The 24,963-nt window shown below is 66.2% G+C and carries 28 protein-coding genes and 1 tRNA gene; 16 read left to right on the top strand and 13 right to left on the bottom strand.

Features of this window, described 5'->3' with window-relative positions:
- Nucleotides 1-6: 6 nt before the first annotated feature.
- Nucleotides 7-83 (top strand) — tRNA-Pro (locus ACFSCW_RS01155).
- Nucleotides 84-90: 7 nt separating this feature from the next.
- On the opposite strand, the gene rarD is transcribed toward ACFSCW_RS01155, so the two are convergent.
- The 8 genes from rarD to thyA form a co-directional block, all read right to left on the bottom strand.
- Nucleotides 91-996 (bottom strand): EamA family transporter RarD, encoded by a 906-nt coding sequence (rarD, locus tag ACFSCW_RS01150; protein ID WP_380886043.1) that lies wholly within the window; start codon nt 994-996, stop codon nt 91-93.
- Complete coding sequence (locus tag ACFSCW_RS01145; RefSeq protein WP_380886041.1) at nt 993-1,214, bottom strand: hypothetical protein; 222 nt, start codon at nt 1,212-1,214, stop codon at nt 993-995. Before ACFSCW_RS01145 ends, rarD begins: the two co-directional genes overlap by 4 nt.
- A gap of 40 nt (nt 1,215-1,254) precedes the next feature.
- Nucleotides 1,255-2,400 (bottom strand): GNAT family N-acetyltransferase, encoded by a 1,146-nt coding sequence (locus ACFSCW_RS01140; protein ID WP_380886039.1) that lies wholly within the window; start codon nt 2,398-2,400, stop codon nt 1,255-1,257.
- Between the two features lie 46 nt (nt 2,401-2,446).
- The gene (locus ACFSCW_RS01135; protein WP_380886037.1) at nt 2,447-3,271 is read right to left on the bottom strand and encodes an OmpA family protein; all 825 of its coding nucleotides are present in this window, start codon (nt 3,269-3,271) and stop codon (nt 2,447-2,449) included.
- A gap of 63 nt (nt 3,272-3,334) precedes the next feature.
- Nucleotides 3,335-4,849, bottom strand: a complete 1,515-nt coding sequence (locus ACFSCW_RS01130; protein ID WP_380886035.1) for a class I adenylate-forming enzyme family protein — start codon at nt 4,847-4,849, stop codon at nt 3,335-3,337.
- A complete protein-coding gene (locus tag ACFSCW_RS01125) occupies nt 4,818-5,273 on the bottom strand; it encodes a dihydrofolate reductase (protein WP_380886033.1) in 456 nt (151 codons plus the stop codon). Before ACFSCW_RS01125 ends, ACFSCW_RS01130 begins: the two co-directional genes overlap by 32 nt.
- Nucleotides 5,270-6,322 (bottom strand): aldo/keto reductase, encoded by a 1,053-nt coding sequence (locus ACFSCW_RS01120; RefSeq protein WP_380886031.1) that lies wholly within the window; start codon nt 6,320-6,322, stop codon nt 5,270-5,272. Before ACFSCW_RS01120 ends, ACFSCW_RS01125 begins: the two co-directional genes overlap by 4 nt.
- 11 nt (nt 6,323-6,333) lie before the next feature.
- Entirely contained in the window at nt 6,334-7,230 is an 897-nt protein-coding gene (gene thyA / locus ACFSCW_RS01115; protein ID WP_380886029.1) for a thymidylate synthase, read from the bottom strand.
- A gap of 115 nt (nt 7,231-7,345) precedes the next feature.
- On the opposite strand from thyA, the gene ACFSCW_RS01110 reads away from it, so the two are divergent.
- From ACFSCW_RS01110 to ACFSCW_RS01080, 7 genes are all read left to right on the top strand, one after another.
- The gene (locus ACFSCW_RS01110) at nt 7,346-8,008 is read left to right on the top strand and encodes an energy transducer TonB (RefSeq protein ID WP_380886027.1); all 663 of its coding nucleotides are present in this window, start codon (nt 7,346-7,348) and stop codon (nt 8,006-8,008) included.
- 139 nt (nt 8,009-8,147) lie between these two features.
- On the top strand, nt 8,148-8,498 hold the full coding sequence (locus ACFSCW_RS01105) for a hypothetical protein (protein WP_380886025.1): 351 nt from the start codon (nt 8,148-8,150) through the stop codon (nt 8,496-8,498).
- 17 nt (nt 8,499-8,515) lie between these two features.
- Nucleotides 8,516-9,538 carry a bifunctional diaminohydroxyphosphoribosylaminopyrimidine deaminase/5-amino-6-(5-phosphoribosylamino)uracil reductase RibD gene (ribD, locus tag ACFSCW_RS01100; RefSeq protein ID WP_380889967.1) on the top strand — a complete coding sequence of 341 codons (1,023 nt, stop codon included), beginning with the start codon at nt 8,516-8,518 and terminating at the stop codon, nt 9,536-9,538.
- Between the two features lies 1 nt (nt 9,539).
- Complete coding sequence (locus ACFSCW_RS01095) at nt 9,540-10,151, top strand: riboflavin synthase (RefSeq protein ID WP_380886024.1); 612 nt, start codon at nt 9,540-9,542, stop codon at nt 10,149-10,151.
- A complete protein-coding gene (ribB, locus tag ACFSCW_RS01090) occupies nt 10,138-11,286 on the top strand; it encodes a 3,4-dihydroxy-2-butanone-4-phosphate synthase (RefSeq protein WP_380886022.1) in 1,149 nt (382 codons plus the stop codon). The genes ACFSCW_RS01095 and ribB overlap by 14 nt, the downstream gene beginning before the upstream one ends.
- Before the next feature lie 121 nt (nt 11,287-11,407).
- Nucleotides 11,408-11,827: a 6,7-dimethyl-8-ribityllumazine synthase gene (gene ribH / locus ACFSCW_RS01085; protein WP_380886020.1), complete on the top strand. Its 420-nt coding sequence runs from the start codon at nt 11,408-11,410 to the stop codon at nt 11,825-11,827.
- 162 nt (nt 11,828-11,989) lie between these two features.
- A complete protein-coding gene (locus tag ACFSCW_RS01080) occupies nt 11,990-13,360 on the top strand; it encodes a cytochrome P450 (protein ID WP_380886018.1) in 1,371 nt (456 codons plus the stop codon).
- Here ACFSCW_RS01080 and ACFSCW_RS01075 read toward each other — a convergent pair.
- Nucleotides 13,357-14,442: an alkene reductase gene (locus tag ACFSCW_RS01075; RefSeq protein WP_380886016.1), complete on the bottom strand. Its 1,086-nt coding sequence runs from the start codon at nt 14,440-14,442 to the stop codon at nt 13,357-13,359. The genes ACFSCW_RS01080 and ACFSCW_RS01075 overlap by 4 nt on opposite strands.
- Before the next feature lie 48 nt (nt 14,443-14,490).
- On the opposite strand from ACFSCW_RS01075, the gene ACFSCW_RS01070 reads away from it, so the two are divergent.
- Nucleotides 14,491-15,405, top strand: coding sequence for a DMT family transporter (locus ACFSCW_RS01070; protein ID WP_380886014.1), 915 nt, complete (start codon nt 14,491-14,493; stop codon nt 15,403-15,405).
- Nucleotides 15,406-15,409: 4 nt separating this feature from the next.
- On the opposite strand, the gene ACFSCW_RS01065 is transcribed toward ACFSCW_RS01070, so the two are convergent.
- Nucleotides 15,410-16,003 (bottom strand): urate hydroxylase PuuD, encoded by a 594-nt coding sequence (locus ACFSCW_RS01065; protein ID WP_380886012.1) that lies wholly within the window; start codon nt 16,001-16,003, stop codon nt 15,410-15,412.
- A gap of 102 nt (nt 16,004-16,105) precedes the next feature.
- Here ACFSCW_RS01065 and ACFSCW_RS01060 point away from each other — a divergent pair, with 102 nt between their 5' ends.
- From ACFSCW_RS01060 to ACFSCW_RS01040, 5 genes are all read left to right on the top strand, one after another.
- Entirely contained in the window at nt 16,106-16,768 is a 663-nt protein-coding gene (locus tag ACFSCW_RS01060) for a COQ9 family protein (RefSeq protein ID WP_380886010.1), read from the top strand.
- Between the two features lie 48 nt (nt 16,769-16,816).
- Entirely contained in the window at nt 16,817-17,056 is a 240-nt protein-coding gene (locus ACFSCW_RS01055) for a FeoA family protein (protein WP_380886008.1), read from the top strand.
- Nucleotides 17,053-18,912, top strand: a complete 1,860-nt coding sequence (gene feoB / locus ACFSCW_RS01050; protein ID WP_380886006.1) for a ferrous iron transporter B — start codon at nt 17,053-17,055, stop codon at nt 18,910-18,912. Before ACFSCW_RS01055 ends, feoB begins: the two co-directional genes overlap by 4 nt.
- Before the next feature lie 9 nt (nt 18,913-18,921).
- Entirely contained in the window at nt 18,922-19,446 is a 525-nt protein-coding gene (ssb, locus tag ACFSCW_RS01045; RefSeq protein ID WP_380886004.1) for a single-stranded DNA-binding protein, read from the top strand.
- A 74-nt stretch (nt 19,447-19,520) separates the two neighbouring features.
- Nucleotides 19,521-19,772, top strand: a complete 252-nt coding sequence (locus ACFSCW_RS01040; RefSeq protein WP_380886002.1) for a hypothetical protein — start codon at nt 19,521-19,523, stop codon at nt 19,770-19,772.
- Here ACFSCW_RS01040 and ACFSCW_RS01035 read toward each other — a convergent pair.
- Complete coding sequence (locus ACFSCW_RS01035; RefSeq protein WP_380886000.1) at nt 19,769-20,293, bottom strand: YceD family protein; 525 nt, start codon at nt 20,291-20,293, stop codon at nt 19,769-19,771. The two genes, ACFSCW_RS01040 and ACFSCW_RS01035, sit on opposite strands and share 4 nt — an antisense overlap.
- Entirely contained in the window at nt 20,290-20,841 is a 552-nt protein-coding gene (locus ACFSCW_RS01030; protein ID WP_380885998.1) for a ubiquinol-cytochrome C chaperone family protein, read from the bottom strand. The genes ACFSCW_RS01035 and ACFSCW_RS01030 overlap by 4 nt, the downstream gene beginning before the upstream one ends.
- A 63-nt stretch (nt 20,842-20,904) precedes the next feature.
- On the opposite strand from ACFSCW_RS01030, the gene ACFSCW_RS01025 reads away from it, so the two are divergent.
- Nucleotides 20,905-21,387, top strand: coding sequence for an outer membrane protein assembly factor BamE (locus tag ACFSCW_RS01025; protein WP_380885996.1), 483 nt, complete (start codon nt 20,905-20,907; stop codon nt 21,385-21,387).
- Nucleotides 21,388-21,574: 187 nt separating this feature from the next.
- Here ACFSCW_RS01025 and ACFSCW_RS01020 read toward each other — a convergent pair whose 3' ends face one another.
- Nucleotides 21,575-23,836, bottom strand: coding sequence for an NADP-dependent malic enzyme (locus ACFSCW_RS01020; RefSeq protein ID WP_380885994.1), 2,262 nt, complete (start codon nt 23,834-23,836; stop codon nt 21,575-21,577).
- Nucleotides 23,837-23,924: 88 nt separating this feature from the next.
- Between ACFSCW_RS01020 and ACFSCW_RS01015 the strand changes: the two genes are divergently transcribed.
- Nucleotides 23,925-24,953 (top strand): quinone-dependent dihydroorotate dehydrogenase, encoded by a 1,029-nt coding sequence (locus tag ACFSCW_RS01015; protein ID WP_380885992.1) that lies wholly within the window; start codon nt 23,925-23,927, stop codon nt 24,951-24,953.
- The last annotated feature ends 10 nt before the right edge of the window (nt 24,954-24,963 follow it).

The following is a 24,963-nucleotide window of genomic DNA, read 5'->3' as shown; positions in this document are numbered from 1 at the left end:
CCCGGTCGGGGAGTAGCTCAGCCTGGTAGAGCACTGTCTTCGGGAGGCAGGGGCCGGAGGTTCGAATCCTCTCTCCCCGACCATTTTCGCCTAGGCGGCCAGCTTTACGGCGTTCGGCATGCGGGCGCGGCGGAGGCCGTCGAGGGCGAAGACCGCCAGACCGCTCCAGATCAGCACGAAGCAGACGATGTGCGCCGTCGTCAGTTTCTCGCCATAAGCGAGGACAGCGAGCAGGAACTGGATCGTCGGCGCGAGATACTGGAGCAGGCCGAGCGTCGAATAGCGCAGGCGGCGCGCGGCGGCGGCGAACAGCAGCAAGGGCGTTGCGGTAACGATACCGCCCAGTGCGAGCAGCACTGACACCCGGGTATCCGAGCCAAACGCGACGCCGCCATGCGCGGACAACCACCAGAGATAGAGCGCAGCAACCGGCGAAAGCAGCAGCGTCTCGATCATCAGCCCCTCGAGGCTGTCGACAGGTGCGATCTTCCGAAGCAGCCCATAGGTTGCAAAAGTCAGCGCGAGCGCGAGGCTGATCCAAAGGCCGGACGTGGCGCCCAGCGCCAGCACCGACACGCCGGCGGCGGCAAGCGCGACGGCAATCCCCTGCCCGCGCGTCAGTCGTTCCTTCAACAGGGCCACGCCCATCACGACATTGACCAACGGGTTCAGGAAATAGCCGAGACTCGTCTCGAGCACATGGTTCGCGCCGATGGCCCAGATGTAGATCAGCCAGTTGGCAGCGATGAGCAGCGATGAGCACAGCAGGATTTTGATCGCCTGAGGATTGAGGGCGGCAGCGCGCAAATGCGGCCAGCGACGCACGACTGTTATCAGCATGACCAGCAGCGCCACGGACCAAAGCACGCGCTGCGCGACGACCTCGGTCGGCATGACGCCATACAGCAGCTTGAAATAAGCGGGGAGAAAGCCCCACCACAGGTAACATCCAAGGCCGAACAGGACGCCTTTGCGCGCCTCGGCTTCGGCGCTCAAATCAGTCCGCCGCCGATCCAGAGCCGCACGACCGCGACGATCAGCACGACGAGGTTCAGGTTGCGCCCCGCCGTCCCGCGCGAAAGCACGCCGAAGAACAGGCCGAGCAACACCCAGGGAATCACCAGCCAGTTCAACGCGCCGACCAGCGGCAACACCGCAAGCAGCACCCAGGGAATGGCGAGCAGGCCGATCAGCAACGAGAGAGCGTTCAGCATGGCGCGCATATGGTGCCGGTGTGTTGGCGGCGCAAGACGGTTAGGAGCGGCGTCTGAACGGCGCCATTTCGCCCATGAATTCGATCTCGCGCGCCACGGCCACCCGTTCGCGATCGAGATAATCGGCAATGGCGGCACGGAAGCCGGGATCGGGAATATAGTGCGCCGAGTAGGTCGGCACGGGCACATAGCCGCGGGCGAGCTTGTGGCTGCCCTGCGCGCCGGCTTCGACCGTCTTTAGCCCGCGTGCGATCGCCGCGTCGATCGCCTGATAATAGCAAAGCTCGAAGTGAAGGAACGGGACGTCCTCCACCGCGCCCCAATAGCGGCCGTAAAGCGCGTCGGCTCCGATCAGGTTGAGCGCGCCGGCGATCGGCACGCCATCCCGATAGGCCATGATCAGCAGCGTTTGGTTGCCCATCCGCTCGCCCAGCAGCGAGAAGAAAGCGCGGGTCAGATAAGGTCGGCCCCATTTGCGCGAGCCGGTGTCCTGGTAGAATTCCCAAAAGGCGTCCCAGACCTCTTCAGTGAGATCGCGACCGATCAGGTGGCGGATGTCCAGCCCCTGCACCGCCGCCGCGCGTTCCTTGCGCAAGGTCTTCCTCTTGCGAGACGACAAGGCCGCGAGAAAGTCGTCGAAGGTCGCGTAGCCGTCATTCTGCCAATGAAATTGGCTGTCGGTGCGGATCAGCCATCCGGCGGCTTCGAACAGAGCGACCTGATCGGGCGCGACGAAGGTGACGTGCGCGGACGAAAGATCGTTTCGCTCCGTCACTGCCTCGATCGCAGCGATCAGATGTGGCGCGGCCGCTTTGTCGCGCAGCAACAACCGCGGCCCCGGCACCGGCGTGAACGGCACCGCTACCTGCAGCTTCGGGTAGTAGCGCCCGCCTGCGCGGGTATAGGCGTCGGCCCAGGCGTGATCGAAGACATACTCGCCCTGGCTGTGGCTCTTCGCATAGGCAGGCGCGACGGCGGTCAGGCTACCATCCGCGCCTTGCACCGAGATCGGCAGCGGTTGCCAGCCCGCGCGCGCCGTGGCGCTGCCGGACTGCTCTAGAATCGACAGGAACGCATGGCTGACGAACGGATTGGCAGTGCCCGCACAGGCGTCCCATTCGGCCGCGTCGAATGACGCCACGCCGTCGTCGATGCGGGCGATGATCTCTTGGGAGGAGTCGGCCATTCGCGCCGATGTAAGTCCGCGAGAGGCCGTATCAAAGTGGCTCCGGCTACCTGCTCAGCACGATCAGCTCGGTGCGGCGATTTTCGAAACGGCCCTGCCCGGTCTGGTTCGACCCGATCGGGTTGCTTTCGCCCCCGCTGACCGCCTCGATCCGATCCTCGTCCACGCCTTTGTCGGCCAGCGCGCGGGCGACGTTGCGCGCCCGCTGATAGGCAAGCCGCTGGTTGGGCAGTTCGCCGCCCGTCGAATCGGTGTAGCCTACGATCCGAATGCGCGCGTTCGGATAGGCCGTGAGCACGCGGGCGAGATTGTTCAGGGCGTCCCGGTCTTCGCGGCGGATATCGGCTTTGCTCGTGTCGAAATTCATGCGCTCGAAGCTGAATGTGTGCGGGGCCGGCTCCTGCGAAGCGAGATAGGCCTGCACGTCATAGGGCAGCGTGTCGGGCGCGAGCTCGACCGTCTTGCCGTTCGGAAGCGCGACGGGCGCGACCGCCGGCTGGGCCGGGGCCGCGCTCGCTTCCGCCTGCGGAGCGGGAGCCGACCGGTCGCGGTCCTTAAGCAGCAATACGAGCAGAATAAGGGCGAGAAGACCGGCGAGGATCCACGGCAACAGCCGGTGCAGATCAAGGCTCGCGGCGCCTGAACGTCGCCCATGCCCCTGCATGACTGCCAGCGAGCGGCGGTTCAGATGGACGGTGTCGCCTTCGACCCGGTCGACCAGATCGGCAGCGACGTAATGATGCTCTCCGTCCGCCGTGCTGTCGCGCGCCAGCTTGATCCCGTATTTGTCGGCGTCGTCGACATTGCCGATGCGCTGACCATCCGGCGTGACCACCCGCATGCCGGGTCGGAATTGTTCTGGCTGAAGCACGACCGTTCTCCCTGTTCTTTGCGGGCTAAACGGCGAAGCGGCAGAGAGTTTCCCTACATGTGGTCAGGCGAGGCGGTCGCGCAGCTCGCGCTTCAGCACCTTGCCAATCGCGCTCCTCGGGAGCTGGTCGACGACATGGAGGGCGGAGAGGCGCTGGGTCTTACCGAGCTTGCCGTTGGCGGCGGTCAACACGTCATCCTTGTTCGCGCCCGGCCGGAGGACCACGAAGCCGACAGGCGTTTCGCCCCAATCGGCGTGCGGCACGCCGACAACCGCCACCTCGATGACGCCCGGATCGGCGGCGAGCACAGCCTCCAAGTCGCTCGGATAGATGTTGAAGCCGCCGGAGATGATCATGTCCTTGGTGCGGTCCATCAGGATCATGAAGCCGTCCTTGTCGAACCGGCCGACATCGCCATGTCGGATGAAACGGCGGCCATCCTTGTCGAACCATTCGGCGGCGCGGGTGGCGTCTGGCCGGCCGTTATAGCCGGTCATCATCATCGGCCCGCGCCCGACCACCTCGCCGACGCCGCCGGGCGGGACTTCGTTGCCGTCCTCGTCGATCAGCTTCATCTCGCTGTTCGGCGCGACCTGGCCGACCGTGTGGAGCTTGTCGGGATGCTCGTGCGCGACGAGCATGCATGAGGCGCCCCCTTCGGTCATGCCGTAGAATTCGACGAGTCCGCCGGGCCAGCGGTCGAGGATGTCGCGCTTCAGCTCGGCCGCGAAGGGCGCGCTGGTGCAGAATTTGGCGCGGTAGCTGGACAGGTCGAAATCGTCGAAGTCCGGCAACGCCATCAACCGGCGATACTGGACGGGCACCAGCATCGTGTGGGTGACGCGGTAGCGCTCCGACAGTTCGAGGAAGCGGCGGGCGTCGAACTTCTTCATCAGCACGACCGTCCCGCCCGCGCCGAGACACGGCAGGAAGCTGACCAGCGTCGTGTTCGAGTAATGGGGCGTCGACAGCAGCGCGACCGCATCCGGTCCATACACTGCAGCGCGCGACAGGTAGTTCCAGCGCATCTGGTGCGACTGGACGATGCCCTTGGGCGTGCCGGTCGTGCCGGACGAATAGATGATGTTGAACGAATCCTCGGGCGCAACCTGGACCGGCGCGGCGCGCGCGCCTTCCGGCGGCAGCCAGGCGTTCAGATCGTGCAGCGATATGCGCTCGACGCCGGCCGGCACCTCCATTGGGATCGCAGGATCGGCAAACAGGTGCCTCGCGCCGCTGTCGATCAGCATGGCCGTCAGCGCTTCGGGCGTGGCAGACGTCGTGAGCGGCGCCGCGGCCGCGCCGGTGCGGATCGCGGCGAGAAACACCGCGCCATACGCAATCGAGTTGAGGCCGACGATCGCAACCGCTCCGCCCTTGCCGACGCCGTCGGCCTGCAGCTTCGCGGCGATCCGCTCGACCAACGCGTCGAGCTCTCCCCAGCTAATCCGTTCGTCCTCGTCGGCGATGGCGAGCTTGTCGGGATGCTCGGCCGCATGGGCGCGGAGCAACTCGCTATGATCGGCGAAATCGCGGGACAGCAGCTCAGCGTACGAGGGTGACGAAACTGTAGCCATCGTGATCCTCCCGAGCCTTCTCCCGCCAGCCGGCGAAGGGCGGGACGACGGTATCGCCTTCGACGTTCCCGCGCACCTCGGTCAGCTCTATTCTGTCGGCAAGCGGCTCGAATAGCCGGAAGATATCCGCGCCACCGACAATCGAGACGCGCGGGCGATCGGCGAGCGCCAGCGCCTCCTCGACCGTGTGCGCAACCTCCGCGCCCTCGGCCCACCAATCGCCGCGGGTGAGCACGATATGGCGGCGGCCGGGCAGCAGCCTCGGCAGGCTCTCGAACGTCTTGCGGCCCATGATCATCGGCGCGCCCATGGTCAGCGCCTTGAAGCGCCTGAGGTCCTCGGGGATGCGCCAGGGGAGATCGCCATTCCGCCCGATCACGCCGTTTTCAGCCCGGGCAATGACGAACACGATTTCGGGCTTCACGTGCGGGGCGGAGGCGCCGGCGCGGCGAGTTGCTGGCTGCGATACGTGCCCTGCCGCTCGAGCATCCAGCCGGGATATTCGGACGGCAGCTTGCTGACCGCGTCGAGCTTGGCGAGGTCCTCGGGCGACAGCTCGACCTTGGTCGCAGCGATGTTGTCGGCGAGCTGCTCGACCCGCTTGGCGCCGACAATGACGCTCGACACGGCCGGCTGATGGAGCAGCCAGGCGAGCGCGACCTGCGCGACCGAGACGCCATTGGCGTCGCCGATCGCCTTCATGACGTCAATCGCGTCATAGGCGCGGTCGCGATTGACCGGCGGGAAATCGAACGCCGCGCGGCGGCCGTCCCCACTCTTCTCGTCGTCGCGGCTGTATTTGCCGGACAGCAGGCCGCCGGCGAGCGGGCTCCATACCATCAGCCCGACGCCTTCGCTTTGCAGCATCGGCACGATCTCGCGCTCAAGGTCCCGGCCGGCGATGGTGTAATAGGCTTGCAGGCTCTCGAAGCGCGCAAGGTTCAGACGCTCCGACGTGCCCAGCGCCTTCATGATCGTCCAGGCCGCCCAGTTCGACACGCCGATATAACGGACCAGTCCGCGCTGGACGATATTATCGAGCGCGCGCAACGTCTCCTCGATCGGGGTCGCCGCGTCCCAGCCGTGAATCTGGTAGAGGTCGATATGGTCAAGGCCCAGGCGCTTCAGGCTGGCCTCGACCTGGTTCATGATGTGATAGCGCGAGGTGCCGCGGTCGTTCGGCCCCTTGCCCATCGGGCCCATCGCCTTGGTGGCGATCACAACCTGGTCGCGCGCGATGCCGAGGTTGCGCAGCGCCTGGCCGGTGATCTGTTCCGACATGCCTTCGGAATAGACGTTCGCCGTGTCGATGAAGTTGATGCCGGCATCCAGTGCCGTCTTCACCAATGCGTCGGAGGCGGACTGGTCGAGCTGCCCGATCGCCGTCCACATGCCCTGCCCGCCGAACGTCATCGTGCCGAGGCAGAGTTCCGAGACGTAGAGGCCGGTGCGGCCGAGCTTGTTGTAGCGCATGGGGCTTCTCCTCAAACGGCGACGGGAGCCGCGATGTGGGGGTGCGGGTCGTAGCCGGCAATCGCGAAATCCTCGAGCCGGTAGTCGAAAATGCTGTCCGGCCGACGATTGAATTCGAGTTTCGGGAATGGCCGCGGGGTGCGCGCGATCTGCTCTGCGACGAGGTGCTCGTGGTTCAGATAGACATGAACGTCGGCGCCCATCCAGATGATCTCGCCGGGTTCGAGGTCGCATTGCTGGGCGAGCATGCGGAGGAGGAGGGCGGCTTCGAAAATGTTGAAGCCGAAGCCGAGGCCGAGATCGCAGCTGCGCTGGTAGAGGATGCCGGAAAGCCGGCCATCGGCGACGTGGTACTGGTAGGTCATGTGGCAGGGCGGGAGGGCCATGCGATCGAGTTCGGCGACGTTCCAGCCGGTGAAGATGTGGCGGCGTGACGCCGGGTTTTTGCGGAGGCCATCGACCAAGTTGGCTATTTGATTGAAGTAATTGCCCTTGCCGTCGGACCAGCTAACCCATTGTTTTCCATAGACCGGGCCAAGATCGCCCCACTTTTCGGCGAAGGCGGCATCTTCGACTAATCTCGTTTCGAAGGCGTCACGGTCGATCGCCTCCCCGGTCTCGCGGCGGTAGCGGTCGAGCGGCCAGTCGGTCCAGATATGGACGCCCTGTTCGACCAGGGGACGGATGTTCGTGTCGCCCGAGAGGAACCAGATCAGCTCCTTCACCGCGGACTTCCAGAAGATCCGCTTGGTGGTGAGCAGCGGCACCGTGCCGTCCGACAGATCGAAGCGCATCGTCACGCCGAAAAGGGAACGCGTGCCGACTCCGGTGCGGTCGATCCGCTCGCTGCCTTCGGCCCAGACCCGGGCCATTGCGTCGAGATATTGCTGTTCGGGATGCGGACTCATGCCCCGCCAGCTTTGCGCGACCGACGGGCGAACGACAAGCCGCTTGCAATTGATGTGATGTTGTAACATCCTCTTACTTACGGTCCATAGAGACCGGTGAACAGGAGACGGTGCGATGACGGCAGACGGATTCCTTCAGCAGAAACAACGCCATCCGGTCGCGATGGCGGCCGCGCTTTCGATCAACATCGCCGCCGTGACGGCGCTGATGCTGGCGAAGAGTGGCTATGTCGAGATCGTGCCCCCGGGCGCCATTCCCTTGATCAATATCGTCGACCCTCCGCCTCCGCCGCCCAACACCGAACCGCCCAAGCAGCGGCCGCATCAGCCACAGGCGCAAAACCCGTGGACGCCGCAGCCGCACGAGCATCCAACCGCTGTCGATCGAACGGAGATCGCCGGCACCACCGAGATGGGCGGACTCATCGGCGATCCAGGATTGCCCCCCGTCAAGTTCGAACCCGTCGACCCGCCGAAGCCGCCCGAGCCAGTCACGGTCGGGCCGCAGCCGGACCCCCGCTATGCCGGCGATTACCAGCCGCCCTATCCTCCCCAGCTTCTGCGCACCGGCATCGAAGGCAAGGCGGTGGTGCGGGTGCTGATCGGCGCCGATGGGCGGGTGAAGCAGGCAGAGATCGTGTCCGCCGACGATCCGCTGTTCGCCGACGCGACCGAGCGGCAGGCGCTGCGGAAATGGCGTTTCCGGCCCGCCACGCGCGACGGGGTCGCGGTCGAAAGCTGGAAGACCATGACCGTCAAGTTCGAGATCAGGAGCTGAGCCCCCCTCCAGCCTTTGCTGGAGGGGTTGGGGGGGGTGGTTTTCCTTGGCGCACTGAAAAGAGAGCCACCCCTAACCCCTCCACGAAGGCGTGGAGGGGGACTGGTCCGCAAGGACTGCCCGTCCTATCTTGGCCGCCATGTCCCGGTTTCGCCGCTACAACCCGCTGGTCGGATTGAGAGACCTGCGTCTCTTCCTCCATTCCCGCCAGAAGCATGAGCTGATCTTCGCCTTCCTGGCGATCGTCACCACGCTGCTCGTCATCACCGGCTTCATGATCGACGCGCGCGACCTGAAAAAGCCGTACGAGCGCGACATCCAATATGTGCAGAGCTGGCCGCTGAACCGCACCGATGCCGAGATCGTCGCCGCGCAGAAGGCCGACCAGAAGACCCGCGCGGCCGAGGAAGCGAAGCGCAAGGAGCTGGAGGCGAAGAACCGCGCGGCGCTTAAGCGAATCGACGACACGCTCAATCGGTGGGGCTTCTGAGCGACGACGCGCGCTGGATGGGCGCCGCGCTGGCGCTCGGCGCGCGCGGCCAGGGGCGAACCGCGCCCAATCCCAATGTCGGCTGCGTGATCGTGAAGGACGGGCGCGTGATCGGCCGCGGCTGGACCCAGCCCGGCGGCCGCCCGCACGCCGAAGCGATGGCGCTGGAGCAGGCAGGCGCGGAGTCGCGCGGCGCAACTTTGTACGTGACGCTGGAGCCCTGCGCGCACCGGAGCCCGCGCGGGCCGGCCTGTTCCGACCTGATCGTCGCGGCGGGCGTGGCGCGAGTGGTTGCGGCGGCCGAAGACCCCGACCCGCGCACGGCGGGGAGTGGGTTCGCGCGGTTGCGCGACGCGGGCGTCGAGGTCGTGAGCGGCGTGCGCGAGGCGGAAGCGGTGGCATCCTATGCCGGATTCATCACGCGCCAGCGCTTGGGACGGCCGTTCGTCACGTTGAAGCTGGCGACTTCGCTCGACGGGCGGATCGCGCTGGCCGATGGCAGCAGCCGCTGGATCACCGGCGACGCGGCACGGGCGCATGTCCATCTGGAGCGGAGCCGGCGTGAGGCGATCCTGGTCGGGCGCGGGACGTGGGACGCGGATGCGCCGCGGCTGGACGTGCGGCTGGAGGGACTGGAGGAACGGGGGCCGGTGCGGGTGGTGCTCAGCTCCAAGCCGTCCATGCCGAGCGAAGTCGAGGCACGCACTTCATTTCGAGCAGGGTATGAGGACAGTGGGTCCCTCGACTTCGCTCGGGATGGACGGGATTGGATAAGACTCGAGAATCCGGACCAGATCACCACCCTCCCCTGCGACTATCTCTTCGTCGAAGGCGGCGCCGAGACCGCGGCTGCGTTCCTGCGCGCCGACCTTGTCGACCGGCTGCTGCTGTACCGCGCGGCAATTCTGATCGGGGCGGGCAAGAGCGCGATCGGCGATATCGGCCTCTCCGACCTTTCCGATGCGCACGGACGGTGGACACTGGCGGACGCGCGGATGCTTGGCAGCGACCGGTTTGAGTCCTACCTGCGACAACGCTGACATGTTCACGGGAATCATCACCGACGTCGGGACGATCGAGTCCGTCGAAGCGCGTGGCGACACGCGCGTGGTCGTACGCACCGCATACGACACGGGCACTGTCGATCTGGGCGCGTCGATCGCCTGTTCGGGCGTGTGCCTGACCGTGGTGGACAAGGGGCCGGGCTGGTTTTCGGTCGACGTCTCGGGCGAAACGATCAGCCGCACGGCGCAAGGGCAATGGACAGCTGGCCGTCCGCTGAACCTCGAACGCGCGCTGAAGCTTGGCGAGGAGCTGGGCGGGCATATCGTTACCGGCCATGTCGACGGCGTTGCCGAAGTGGTGAGCGTCTCGCCCCAGGGCGATTCGAAGCGGATCGGTTTCCGTGTCGCATCCGACCTCGCGCCGTTCATCGCACCCAAGGGATCGATCACGATCGACGGCGTGTCGCTGACCGTGAACGAAGTCGCCGACCAGCCGGACGGCTCCGCGCATTTCGCGATCAACCTCATTCCGCACACCCAGGCGGTGACCACGCTGGGTGCGCTGGAACAGGGCCAGGCGGTCAATATCGAGATCGACGTGCTCGCCCGCTATCTCCAACGGATGGAGTATTATCATGGTCGCCGCTGAAGTGAGCCGGCTTCGTCACGGCTATCTCTCCTCGCCCGACGAGATCATCGACGAGGCGCGCAACGGGCGCATGTTCATCCTGGTCGACGACGAGGACCGGGAGAATGAAGGCGATCTCGTCATCCCGGCGCAGATGGCGACGCCCGATGCAATCAACTTCATGGCCAAATATGGCCGCGGCCTGATCTGCCTGGCGCTGTCGAAACGGCGCGTCGATCAGCTGGGGCTCAACCTGATGAGCCGCAACAACGGCACACGTCACGAAACCGCCTTCACCGTCTCCATCGAGGCGAAGGAAGGCGTCACCACCGGCATTTCGGCAGCGGACCGGGCGCGCACCATCTCGGTCGCGATCGACGGCACCAAGGGCGCGGACGACATCGTGACGCCCGGCCACGTCTTTCCGCTGGTCGCGCGCGACGGCGGCGTGCTCGTCCGCGCCGGCCACACCGAAGCGGCGGTGGACGTGGCGCGGCTGGCCGGCCTCAACCCCTCCGGCGTGATCTGCGAGATCATGAAGGACGACGGGACGATGGCGCGGCTGGACGACCTCGTCTCCTTTGCGCAGCTCCATAACCTCAAGATCGGCACTATCCGCGATCTGATCGCCTATAGGCGGCGCAACGACCATCTGGTCGAGCGTGCGGCGGAAATGGTATTCCACAGCCGCTGGGGCGGCGACTGGAAGGCGATCACGTTCCGCAACAAGGTGACAGGCGACGAGCTGATCGCATTGCAGAAGGGCAAGATCGATCCGAACAAGCCAACCCTGGTGCGCATGCACACCATGTCGATGTTCGTCGATGTGTTTGGCGAGGACAATCAGCGCGCTGGCCTGCTCTCCAAATCGATGGAAGCGATCGGCGAGGCGGGCGCGGGCGTGATCGTCGTGATCAACAAGCCGATGCAGGGGATCGTCAGCCGCTTCATGCAGCTTCGCGCCGAGGGCAAGGTTGCCGGCGACCCGCAGGTCGAGGAACTGCGCGACTATGGCATCGGCGCGCAGATCCTCGCCGAGCTGGGCGTGCACGACATGGTGCTGCTGACCAACACGCACCACACGCTGGTGGGCCTGGAAGGGTACGGCCTGTCGATCGTGGGCGAGCAGCCGATTCCGGGGACGGGCGGGGAATAGGCTCTCGGAAGCGGTAATCCAGTTGCCGTTCGGGCTGAGCTTGTCGAAGCCCTGCTTTTCTTTCTAGGGCTGAGAAAAGAAGAACAGGCCTTCGACAAGCTCAGGCCGAACGGAGTGGGTTATGGCGCATATCCTGATCGTCGAGGCGCGGTTTTACGAGCATCTGAACGACTTGCTGCTCGACGGCGTGCGGAGCGCGGTCGAGGCGGCGGGGCACAGCCATGAGACGGTCACCGTGCCGGGTGCGCTGGAAGTGCCCGCGGCGATCGCGATGGCGGCGGAGAGCGGGCGCTACGACGCGTTCGTGGCGCTGGGCGTGGTAATCCGCGGCGAGACCTATCATTTCGAAGTCGTCTCCAACGAAAGCGCGCGCGGGATCATGGCGCTGACGCTGGACGGGCTCGCGATCGGCAACGGCATCCTCACCGTCGAGAACGAAGCCCAGGCGCTGGCGCGCGCGCGCAAGACCGAGAAGGACAAGGGCGGCGAAGCGGCCAAGGCGGCGCTGGCGATGCTGGCGCTGCGGGAGCGGTTTGCCTAACTTCCCCTCCCGCGAGCGGGAGGGGTTAGGGGAGGGAAATGGCCTTTAGGCACTAAGATACGGTCCCACCCCCGACCCCTCCCGCAAGCGGGAGGGGAGAAGCGGCGATTGTTTAGTCATCCGCTCTTAGCTACACTCCTGTCAGTAAGACCGGAGTCCCGCATGGCGCTCGCCCATACCTTCGCCGCCAATCCGCACTGGCTGCCGCGCAATCCGAAGCGGGCGCTGGCGGACATTCCCGGCGAGGAAGGGCTGCCGATCTTCGGCAACACCTTCGCGATCCTGAAGGACCCCCCGGCGTTCGGGCGGCGGATGATCGACACCTACGGCCCGGTCTATCGCAACCGGGCGTTCGGCGGGCGGCAGGTGAACCTGGTCGGACCCGACGCGAACGAGCTGGTGCTGTTCGACCGCGACAAGATCTTTTCGTCCGAACAGGGCTGGGGGCCGACGCTGAACCTGCTGTTCCCGCGCGGTCTGATGCTGATGGATTTCGACAAGCATCGCGCCGACCGGCGGACGCTGTCGGTGGCGTTCAAGCCGGAGCCGATGCGGCATTATGCCGAGCAGCTGAATCGGGGCATCGCGCGCGCAGTCGCCGGCTGGGCGGACCGGCCGATGCGCTTTTACGACGCGATCAAGCAATTGAGCCTCGATCTGGCGGCGGAGAGTTTTCTCGGCATGCCGCTCGGGGCGGAAGCGACGCGGATCAACAAGGCGTTCGTGGACGAAGTGCAGGCGTCGGTCTCGCCGGTGCGCTCGCCGCTGCCGGGCACGATGATGCGGCGGGGCGTCAAGGCGCGGCAGTATCTGATCGAGCTGTTCCTGCGCGAGATTCCGGCGCGGCGGCAGAGCGAGGGACAGGATTTCTTCTCGCAATTTTGCCGGGCCGAGGACGAGGACGGGCGGCCGCTTGGGCCCCAAGCGATCGCCGATCACATGAACTTCCTGATGATGGCGGCGCACGACACGATCACCTCGTCGGCGACCAGCCTGGTGATGCTGCTCGGCCGCAACCCGGAGTGGCAGGACCGATTGCGCGAGGAGATCGCGTCGCTGGGGCTGAACGACGCGGACGGCGTGCCGCACGGCCAGCTCGACCGGCTGGTGCTGACCGAATATGCGTTCAAGGAAGCGCTCAGGATGACGCCGCCGGTGCCTTCGGTGCCGCGGCGGGCGCTGAAGGATTTCGAGTTCGGAGGCTATCGCATTCCCGCCGGGACCTCCGTCAATATCGGCATCGGCTACACGCACCACATGCCGGAGCACTGGCCGGAGCCGGAGCGGTTCGATCCGATGCGCTTCACGCCGGAAGCGTCGCGCGGGCGGCACAAATATGCGTGGGTGCCGTTCGGCGGCGGCGCGCATATGTGCCTGGGCTTGCACTTCGCGACGATGCAGGTGCGCATCCTGATGGCGCACCTCTTGAGCCGCTACCGGATCGAGCTGCCGGCGGGCGCGGGCGAGAAGTGGCAATACTTCCCGATTCCGCGCCCGAGAGACGGCCTGCCGGTTCGGTTCGCCCCGCTCTAGGCGGCGCGCGCCAGCTCCGGATAGTCGATATAGCCTTCGGGGCCCTGGCTGTACCAGGTTGCCATGACGTCAGGCGCGAGCGGTGCGCCGGTGCGGAGGCGATCGACCAGATCGGGGTTCGAGATGAACGGGCGGCCGAACGCGATCGCGTCGGCGAGGCCCGAGTCGATGTCGGCCTGGGCGCGGAGCAGGTCGTAATCCTGGTTGAGCACCAGCGGGCGCGAGAAGACCGGGCGGATCTCGGGCGAGACCTTGGGCTGGTCCGACTTGCCGAAGGTGCCGTCGGGCCCCTGCTCGCGAAGCTCGAGGAAGGCGATGCCGATCTCGTCCAGCGCCTTGGCGGCGGGGACGAAGACGGACGCGGGGTCGCTGTCCTCGACGCCCTGGCTGTTGCCGTTGGGCGAGAAGCGGACCGCCGTGCGGTCGGCGCCGATCTCTCCGGCGACGGCCTCGACGACCTCGCGCAGCAGGCGGATGCGGTTTTCGGGCGAGCCGCCGTACCGATCGGTACGCAGGTTCGAATTCTCGCGCAGGAACTGGTCGATCAGATAGCCATTGGCGGCATGGATTTGGACGCCGTCGAAGCCGGCGGCCTTCGCGTTGCGCGTGGCGCGGCGGTAATCGTCGAGCAGGCGCGGGATTTCGTGCAGCTCCAGCGGCCGCGCCTCGGTGTAAGGCTGCTTGCCGTCATAGGTATGGGCATAGGCAGGCGCCGTTGTCGCCGAGGACGAGACCGGCTGCTCGCCGCCAAGGAAGCTCGGATGGACGATCCGGCCCATGTGCCAGAGCTGGAGGAAGATGCGGCCGCCGGCGCCGTGCACGGCCCGGACGACCGGCTTCCACGCCTCGGTCTGCTCGTCGCTCCAGATGCCGGGCGCATAGGGCCAGCCGAGCCCCTCGCGGCTGATGCCGGTCGCCTCGGTGATGATCAGCCCGGCCGAAGCGCGCTGCGCATAATAGGTCGGCATCAGATCGGAAGGCACATGGTCCCGGCTCGAGCGGGCGCGAGTGAGCGGCGCCATCAGCACGCGGTTCGGCGCGCGGACGGCGCCAAGCTGTATCGGATCGAAAAGGCTCGTCATGTTATCGGTCTCCTTTTGCAACCGGCAAATAGGAAGCTAAGGGGCGCCATGCACCGGCCGGCGGCTTCAAGAAAAACTTTGCGCAGCGAAACCAGCCTCGCCTTTCTGGCGCTGCTGGGCGGCAATGTCGCGCTGGCATTCGGGCCGCTGTTCGTGCGGCTGGCGAGCACCGAAGCGCATATCGGCCCCGTCGCTGCGGCCTTCTGGCGGCTGGCGCTGGCCGCGCCGGTGCTGTTGCTGCTGACTCGCGCCACGCGCCAGCCGATCGGGCGATTGCGCGGGGGTATGCTGACACTGATCGCGCTCGGCGGCTTCTTCTTCGCCGCGGATTTGGGGAGCTGGCATCTCGGCATCCTGAAGACCAAGCTCGCCAACGCGACGTTGCTCGGCAACACGGCGAGCCTGATCTTTCCGCTCTATGGCTTCCTCGCCGCGCGGGCGTGGCCTTCGCGGGCGCAGGCGCTTGCGCTCGCGATCGCGGCGCTGGGCGGCGGGCTGCTGATGGGGCGCAGCTACGAACTATCGCCGCAGAACCTGGTCGGCGACCTGCTCTGCCTGCTCGCGGGCGGGCTCTACACATTCTACCTGATCTCGATCGACCGGGCGCGCGGCTCGCTGCAGCCCTGGCCGGTGCTGACGTTGTCGACGATCGCGGGCATCGCGCCGCTGCTCGCCTTCGCATGGGGTCTCGGCGAGACGATCTGGCCCGATGCCTGGTGGCCGCTGGTCGGGCTCGCGCTCGGCAGCCAGCTCATCGGGCAGGGGCTGCTGGTCTATGCGATGGGCCATGTCCGGCCGCTGGTGACCGGGCTCGCTTTCCTGCTGCAGCCGGTCGTGTCGGCGGCGATCGGCTGGACGCTGTACGGCGAGGCGCTCGCCCCGCTCGACTGGATCGGCGCGGCCCTGGTCGCCGTCGCGATCGTGCTGGTGCGGCGGCCGGCCCAGGAAGAGCCGGCCCCCTGACAGGTTATTCGCCGAGAACGCCCTGCGTCACCATGCAGTAGAGCATGGGGATCGAGAGCATCGTGTTGATGCGCGAGAACATCATCGCGGTGGTGGCGGACTTCGCCTTCAATGCGTCGTCGACGGTGACGATGCCCAGCGCCCGCTTCTGGTTCGGCCAGATCACGAACCAGACGTTGAACGCCATGATCAGGCCCAGCCACATACCGAGGCCGATCAGCCGGTAGCCGGGCTGGAAGGTCAGCGCTTCGACGACATAGGTGTCGGGCGGGCTGCCGGCGATCACCAGTCCCATCAGCACCGTAAACGCCGCCGCCCAGCGGAACCAGAACAAGGCGGTGGGCGCGATATATTTGGAAACGCCCGGCTTCAGCTCGGCCGGCACTTTCGGCATGGTCGGGATCTGCACGAAGTTGAAGTAATAAAGCAGGCCGATCCACATGATGCCGAACAGCACATGGAGGTAGCGGAACAGTCCGTTCAGATAGGCCATCATGTCATTACCGGCGATATCGCGGTGGAAACCGACGATGACGACGATGAGCAGGATGACGGCGGCAACGAGCACCGCATTCAGATTTGAGAAGAACTTGGCCATGACGAGCCCCTCTTTATGTCGTTAATGGCGCGTAATGGACTAGCAGGTCGTTGGAATCGTGTCACGCTTGGCGATGCGCGGCGATCCGCCTAGATGGGAGCGATGGCTGATCTGTCCGCGGACCCGACGCTCGACGAAGTGCGCGCCCATCTGGCGCCGCTGATCCCCGCCCATGCGGCGTTCGACGGCTGGGGACCGGAGGCGGTGGCGCTTGCGGCAAGCCAAGCCGGTGTCGATGCCGACATCGCCCGCCTCGCCTTCAAGGACGGCGCAGTGCAGATGATCGACGCCTGGTTTCGGTCGGTCGATCACGCGATGGCCGCGAAGTTCAGTGCCGAGGAACTGGCGGCAATGAAAATCCGCGACCGGATCACAGCGCTCGTATGGGCGCGAATCGAGACCGTGGCGCCCGACCGCGAAGCGCTGCGGCGCGCGGTCGCGATCCTTGCTATGCCGCAGAATGCCGCGACGGCCGCGAAGATGGGCTGGCGCGCGGTCGACCTGATGTGGCGGCTGGCCGGCGACAAGGCCACCGACTTCAACCATTACACCAAGCGCATGACCCTGGGCGCGGTTTATGCCTCGACGGTGATGGCGCTGCTCGACGACGAAACGGCCGACCTGCACGACACGCGCGCGTTCCTCGATCGCCGCGTCGAGAATGTGATGCAGTTCGAACGCTTCAAAGCCGACTTCAAGACACGCGCGAAGCACCGCCCCAGCCTGTCGCGCTTCATCGGACGGCTGCGCTATCCGGCGATCTAGGTATTTCCCGTTATTGATAATCAATCGCATCAAGCTTATTGATGCTGCATGCGTCTCAGTGACCTGCCGCTGCGCAAGGCGGCGCATATCAGTGCGATCGACTGGGCTTTGCTGGGCGAGGCCGAGGGCAAGCGCCTGCGCGAGCTCGGCTTCGACGAAGGCGTGGCGATCGAAGCGCTGCATCATGGCAGCATCTTCGGCCGCGATCCGATCGCCTATCGCGTCGGGCGCATGACTGTCGCGATCCGCCGCGCCCAGGCCAGCGCCATCCGCGTCGCCCTAGCGTGAACCCGGCGCCGCTCGTCGCGCTGGTCGGCAATCCCAATGCCGGCAAGAGCTCTCTGTTCAACGCGCTGACCGGTGCGCGCCAGAAAGTCGGCAATTATCCGGGCGTGACGGTCGAGCGGCATTCGGGCCGCTTCGCGCTGCCCGACGGGCGGCCGGTCGAACTGGTCGACCTGCCCGGCGCCTATAGCCTGGAACCGGCCAGTCCCGACGAAGCGGTGACGCGCGACGTGATCCTGGGCCAGCAGGCGGGCGAGCGGCTACCCGCTGCGCTGATCGTGGTCGTCGACGCCTCCAACCTCGACAATCATCTGCGCTTTGCGATGCAGCTCATCGGGCTTGGCCTGCCGATCGTGATCGCGCTGAACATGATCGACCTCGCCAAGCGCGACGGACTGGAAATCGACACGTCGGTGCTCGCGAGAGAGCTTGGCGTGCCGGTGATCGAGACGGTCGCGGTGCGCAAGCGCGGGCTGGAAGAGCTGAAGACGGCGCTCGCCCATGCAGTCGGCGACGGCACGCTGAAGCTGCGCGCGGGTCATGGTTTCGTACACGAGGATCTGGCGACGGTGCAGCGCCGCGCCCGTGCGCTGGCGATGAAGGCAATCGTGTCGGAAAGCCCGGCGCGGCGCTTCACCCATTCGCTGGACGGCATTGCGCTCCATCCGGTGCTAGGGCCGGTGATCCTTGCCGCGCTGCTGTTCGTGATGTTCCAGGCGGTGTTCAGCTGGAGCAAGCTGCCGGCCGACTGGCTGCAGGCCCAATTCGACGCGCTGGGCGGCTGGGTGAACGCAATGCTGCCCGACGGCGTGCTGCGATCGCTGATCGCCGACGGCGTGATCGCGGGCGTGGGCGCGGTGGTGGTGTTCCTGCCGCAGATCCTGATCCTGTTCCTGTTCATCCTGATCCTGGAAGCGAGCGGCTATATGGTCCGCGCCGCTTTCCTGATGGACCGGCTGATGGCGCGGGTGGGCCTTTCCGGCCGCGCCTTCATTCCGCTGCTTTCGTCCTTCGCCTGTGCGGTGCCCGGCATCATGGCGACGCGCACGATCGACGATCCGAAGGATCGGCTGACGACGATCCTGATCGCGCCGCTGATGACCTGCTCGGCCAGGCTTCCGGTCTATACGCTGATCATCGGCGCTTTCATTCCCGACCGGGCGGTGATCCCGGGCGTGGGGCTGCAGGGGCTGGTGCTGTTCTGCCTCTACATCGCGGGCATCGCCGGCGCGTTCGTCGCGGCCCTGGTGCTGCGCCGCACAGTGACCAAGGGCCGCGGATCGGGCTTCATGATGGAGATGCCCAAATATCAATGGCCGCGCTGGCAGGATGTCGGCCTGGGGCTGCTCACCCGCGCGCAGATATTTCTGAAGCGCGCCGGCACGATCATCCTGTTCACGACCGTTCTGCTCTGGGCGCTCGCGTCCTTCCCGCAGGCGCCGAAGGGCGTGAAACAGAGCGAATATTCGATCGCCGGCCATATCGCGAGCGGCGTCGAGACGGTGGTGAGGCCGATCGGCTTCAACCACGACATCTCGATGGCGCTGATCCCGGCGATGGCGGCTCGCGAAGTGGCGGTCGCGGCGATCGCCACCGTCTATGCGATCGACGCCAATGCCGACGACGCCGCGGCGAGCACCCAGCTCAAGGACCGGCTGAGCAAGGCCTGGCCGCTGCCGACCGCCCTCGCCTTCCTCGCCTGGTTCGTGTTCGCGCCGCAATGCATCTCGACCATTGCCGTCACCAGGCGCGAGACCAATGGCTGGAAATGGCCGGGCTTCATGGTCGGCTATCTGTTTGCGGTAGCGTATGTGGCGGCGGGCGCTACATACTGGCTCGCAACACTCGCGGGCCTTTAGGAGCAATACGTGGCAGGAAGCGTGAACAAGGTGATTCTGGTCGGCAATCTCGGCGCCGATCCGGAAGCGCGGTCGATGGGCAGCGGCGGCGAAGTGGTGAACTTCAACGTCGCGACGAGCGAGCGCTGGAAAGACCGCGACGGCAACCCGCAAGAGAAGACCGAGTGGCACCGCGTCGTGATCTTCAACGAGAATCTCGGCCGCGTCGCCAAGCAGTATCTGCGCAAGGGCTCCAGCGTCTATCTGGAAGGCCAGCTTCAGACGCGCAAATGGACCGACCAGAACGGTCAGGACAAGTACACGACCGAAGTGGTGCTGCAGCGCTTCCGCGGCGAGCTGGTGCTCTTGGGCGGACGTGAAGGCGGTGGCGGCGGCTCCGGCGGCGGAAGCTGGGGCGGCGAGGATCGCGGCAATTTCGGCGGCTCCGGCAACACCCCGTCGGGCGGCTTCGGCGGCGGGCGCGGAGGCAGCGGCGGCGGCCGCGGCGGTCCGAGCCCGTTCGATTCCGACCTGGACGACGACGTTCCGTTCTGAGGGCCGTTTTCAAGGGAACAGCAGGGCCGATTCGGGCGTCTCGCTAAACAGGGTATCTGCTTAGCGAGATTGTCATGGCCGGAATCGTCATCACCGCACTGCTTGCATTGAGCATGTGGGTGGCGATCGTCTTGCTCGCCCGGCATCAAAGACGGGCGGCCGACCTGCCGGCGCTGCCCGGCCAACTCAGCGCGGCCGAACGGCGGCGGCTCTACAAAAGGCTCGGGCTCGATCCCGCGTTGCTCGCCCATCCGCGACCGCGTTATGAAGCGAAAGTGATCCCATTCCGCCCGGACGCACGCCGGCGGCGCAGCACCGAGGCCTAGGCGCCTTTCTCCATCCTGTCCTTCAGCGCCTTGAGGGCGGCGAACGGGCCTGTGTCGGTTTCCGTATCGGACTCATCCAGCGTCAGATCGGCATCAGGCGCGCGCGGATACGGATCGAGCGCCAGCGCCAGGGTCTCGGCGGCGAGCTCGCCCAGGTCGATTCGTCCGTTTTCGAGCGGGAGCGTGTCGCAATCCTCTTCGCTGAGCTCGACTTCTTCCTCGCCCGCCGGGCCCGGCGTCTCGGGGACGTAGCGGACCGAGAAAGGCGCATCGATGTGCGCGGGGAGCGGCTCGCCGGTGACGACGCAGCTCTGGACCAGATCGGCCATAACGCGCCCGTCGGCGTGGATGATGCCCGCCCGGCGCGCCAGCGTGACCGTCGCCGCAAGCCGGTCGAGCGCCACCAGCCGGAAGCGGCCGGCCAGCTTTCGCCGCTCGGCTTCGTCGGCGCCGATTTCCAGAGTCCGCGGCGATTCGGATACTGTGTCGGCATCGAGGGGCCGCGAGAATTCCGGCGTCATGGGAGCTGACCCGCCGCGATCGAATCGGCGGATGCGGCGTGCAGTGCGAGGTAGAAGGCGCGAAGCTGCTCGGCCGTGTGCTCGAGCGCGGCGGCCGGCGGCTCCTCGCCGCGATAGAGATTGCGGACCAGCGCCGCTTCGAACTCCCCTTCGCGCAGGCCGTCGCGATAGGCGCCGATCCGGCCGCCGAGCGCGCCCATCATCCTGCCCATATGCTTGCCGACCACCATGTCGCCGATGCCGATCTCGCGAAGCTGGCTGTCCATGTCGGTGACGAACAGCTCGACCAGCCAGGCCACGTTCTGCTTCTGCTCGGGTTCCAGCTCCAGGCGCGCGATGACCAGCGCCAGGATCGCTGCGATCATCTCGAACCGGCCGTCGATCGTGTCGGGCACGCCGCCTGCGCGATACCAATGCGCCTCGCGGCCGCGCGCGACCACCGCATTGTAGAGCGGCCGCGCGGCTTCATTGGCATTGGGTCGGCCGAAAAGCCGGTCGAAAAGGCGCATCAACTCTCCGTTCAGGTCACGTGCGCTTGTGTGCGCCATGCGTGCGGCATATTGAGGCAGTGGGCGGCGAGCGCAATGCTTGGTCACGTCCGGGAGATTCGAATGTTTTCTGTACAGCGGCGCGTGATCACCGGCGCCGCGCTTTTGGGCGTGATGGTGGCGGCCGGCGGCTGCTCGCGCATTCGCGGGCATCAAGGCTATCTGGTGGATTCGCAGCTCCTTGCGACCGTCCAGCCCGGCATCGACAACAAGGCTTCGGTGCAGAAGACGCTGGGTCTGCCGAGCCTCGCCGGCCAGTTCGACAGCAACGACTGGTATTATATCTCGCGCGACACCCGCCAGCTTGCCTTCGGCAGCCCGAAGCCGATCGCGCAGACGGTGCTGCACATCCGCTTCGACCAGGCCGGCAATGTCGCCCAGATCGAGCAGACCGGCCTTGAGAAGGTCGCGCGCATCGATCCGGTCAAGGATAAGACCCCGACGCTCGGCCGCAAGCACGGCTTCTTCGAGGACCTGTTCGGCAATATCGGCCGGGTCGGCACGCTGCCCGGCGGCAGCGGGCCGAGCGACAATACGGGCGGGTGAGGTTGAAAGCCCCTCTCCTTCAGGAGCATCAGGTCGGTCAGTCCCCCGGACTGACCTGAACCGTCTGGGGGACGGTTCACCTGATGCTGGGTTGGGGTGGGGCTGTCATCCGATTATTTTGGAGTTTTGATCGGCCTGCGGCCGACACCCACCCCAACCCCTCCCTTAAAAGGGAGGGGCTTAGATCTCATCCCGCAATCCCGCTCGCGGCCAGCACGGCGAGCGTCACCAGTTCCGAGGCGCGGCTCGCCATCGTCGCGACCTGCACGGGCTTGTCCATGCCGACCAGCATCGGGCCGATCACTTCGTCGCCCCCGAGCTCGCGCAGCAGCTTGGCCGAGATATTGGCGGACTGAAGGCCCGGCATCACCAGCACGTTGGCGGGCCCTGAGAGCCGGCTGAACGGATAGCTCGCCATCACGCGCGGGTTGAGCGCGACGTCCGGCGACATTTCGCCTTCGTATTCAAAGCTCACGCCGCGCTGATCGAGCAAGGCGACCGCACCGCGGATGTTGTCGAGAAACTCGCCCGGCGGGTTGCCGAAGGTCGAATAGCTGAGGAAGGCAACCCGCGGCTCATGGCCCATGCGCCGCGCCACCGCCGCGGTCTGCTCGGCAATATCGGCGAGTTCGGACGCGGAGGGGCGCTCGTTGACCGTCGTGTCGGCCATGAACACCGTGTGGTGCTGGCCGACCATTACGTGGATGCCGAACGGCGTGCGCCCTTGCTGCGGATCGATCACGCGCCGGATCTCGCGCATCGATTGGGCGTAGGTGCGTGTCGTGCCGGTAATCATCGCATCGACTTCACCAAGATCGAGCAGCAGCGAACCGAAGATGTTGCGGTCCTGGTTCACCATCCGCTCGCATTCGCGATACAGGTAGCCGCGACGCTGGAGCCGCTCGTACAACCGGTCGACCATCTTGGGGACCAAAGGCGAGTTACGGCTGTTGTGCAGTTCGAAGCTCTGCGGATCGTCGACGCCGAGCTCTTTCAATTGGTCGTAGACGTCGTCGCGGCCGACCAGCACGGGCGTGCCATAGCCGCCGTCGCGGAACTGGATCGCGGCGCGCAGCACCGTCTCTTCCTCGCCTTCCGCGAACAGCACGCGCTTCGGGTTGGCGCGCGCCGCTTCATAGGCCAGCGTGAGCACCGAGGTAGTCGGGTTGAGCCGCGCCCTTAGCGACTGGCGATATTCGTTCAGGTCGAGGATCGGCTTCGTCGCGACACCCGAGTCCATCGCGGCCTTGGCGACCGCCGCCGGCACGATCTCCATCAGCCGGGGGTCGAAAGGCGCCGGAATGATGTAATCGGCGCCGAAACTGTGCGTCTTGCCGCCATAGGCCGCCGCCACTTCCTCCGGCACTTGCTGGCGCGCGAGATCGGCTAGGGCCTGCGCCGCCGCGATCTTCATCTCGTCGTTGATCGCGGTCGCGCGCACATCGAGCGCACCACGGAAGATGAAGGGGAAGCCAAGCACGTTATTGACCTGGTTCGGATAGTCCGACCGGCCGGTCGCGATGATCGCGTCCGGGCGCGCCGCCTTCGCTTCGGGCGGCGTGATTTCCGGATCGGGATTGGCCATGGCGAAGATGATCGGCTTGGGCGCCATGTTCTTGACCATCTCCGGCTTCAGCGCGCCGGCGGCCGAAAGGCCCAGGAACACGTCGGCGCCGTCCAGCGCCTCGGTCAGCGTGCGGCGGTCAGTCTTGGCGGCATGGGCGGACTTCCACTGGTCCATGCTCTCGGCACGGCCCTGGTAGATCACGCCCTTGCGGTCGCACATGATGACGTTGTCGCCGCGCACGCCCATCGCCTTGATCAGCGACGTGCAGGCGATCGCGGCGGCGCCCGCCCCGTTCACGACGACTTTCACGTCCCTGAGCTCGCGCCCGGTCAGCCGGCACGCATTGATCAGCCCCGCCGCCGTGATGATCGCGGTGCCGTGCTGATCGTCGTGCATCACCGGGATCTTCATCCGCTCCTTGAGCGCCTGCTCGATGATGAAGCAGGCCGGCGCGGCGATGTCCTCAAGGTTGATGCCGCCGAAGCTCGGCTCCAGCAGCGCGACCGCGTTGATGAAGGCTTCGGGATCCTCGGTCGCGACTTCGATGTCGATCGAATCGACATCGGCGAAGCGCTTGAACAGCACCGCCTTGCCTTCCATCACCGGCTTGGAGGCAAGCGCGCCGAGATTGCCGAGACCGAGAATCGCGGTGCCGTTCGAGATGACCGCAACCAGATTGCCCTTGGCGGTATAGTCGTAGGCAAGGGCCGGGTCTTCGGCGATGCACCGCACGGGCACCGCCACGCCGGGAGAATAGGCAAGGCTCAGGTCGCGCTGCGTCGCCATCGGCTTGGAGGCGACGATCTCGATCTTTCCGGGCCGGCCGACAGAGTGGAAAAGCAACGCCTCGCGTTCCGAAAATTGGACGTTCGCTTCGCTCATCGAAATCCCCTGGCCGGTGTCTTGGGCGGCACCCTAGAGGCGCAGGCCCGGGCTTTCCAGTGCGCGCGCACATGCTATCGCGCCCTTCGTGCTGTATCCGCTGTTCCGCCCGCTCATCCATGCGCTCGACGCCGAGCAGGCGCATCGGCTGACGATCGCTGCACTGAAGCCGTTGCCCGCGCTCGGCGCTCCCGAAAGCGATCCGGTGCTGGCGTGCGACGTTGCCGGCCTGCACTTCCCGAACCCGGTCGGGCTGGCGGCGGGGTTCGACAAGGATGCCGAAGTGCCGGCGCAAATGCTCGGCTTCGGTTTCGGCTTCGTCGAAGTCGGCACGCTGACGCCGATGCCGCAGACGGGCAATCCGAAGCCGCGGCTGTTCCGACTGGCTGAGGACCGGGCAGTGATCAACCGGATGGGATTCAACAATGGCGGGCAGGCGTCCGCGCTAGAGCGCTTGCAGCGCCTCGGCCGGCGCGCGGGTCCGGTGGGCGTTAATATCGGCGCGAACAAGGATTCGGACGACCGCAGCGCCGACTACGCCAAGGGCGCGCGAGCGATGGCGGGCGTGGCCGATTACCTGACGGTCAATATCAGCTCTCCCAACACCCCGGGCCTGCGCGCGCTGCAGAGCGCGGCGGCGCTCGACGAGCTGCTGCATGGCGTCATGGGTGCGCTGCCCGCGCCCACGCCGGTGTTCCTGAAAGTCGCGCCGGACCTGGAAGCGGAGGAGATCGACGCGATCGCCCGCGTCGCGATCGAGCGCGGGGTTTCAGCGCTGATCGTCTCCAACACCACGGTCTCGCGGCCGCCGCTTCAATCACGCTATGCGGACGAAACTGGCGGGCTTTCGGGTGCTCCGCTTTCCTCGCTCGCCTTGCAGCGATTGCGTGATTTCCGTTCGGCGGCGGGAGGGAAGCTGCCGCTGGTTTCGGCTGGCGGAATTGGGGACGCCGATGAGGCCTATGCCCGCATCAGAGCCGGCGCTTCGCTTGTCCAGCTCTATTCGGCGCTGGTTTACGAAGGTCCCGGACTCGCGCGCCGGATCGCGCGGGGGCTGGCCAGGCGGCTAAGGCAGGACGGGTTCGGCTCTGTCGCGGAGGCTATAGGGCAAGGTTGAAGTCGCACTT

The sequence above is a fragment of the Sphingomonas tabacisoli genome (assembly GCF_042678385.1).
Lineage (GTDB): Bacteria > Pseudomonadota > Alphaproteobacteria > Sphingomonadales > Sphingomonadaceae > Sphingomonas_B > Sphingomonas_B tabacisoli.
The sequence above is the reverse complement of the archived record's forward strand: the minus strand, read 5'-3'. Positions and strand labels throughout refer to the sequence as shown.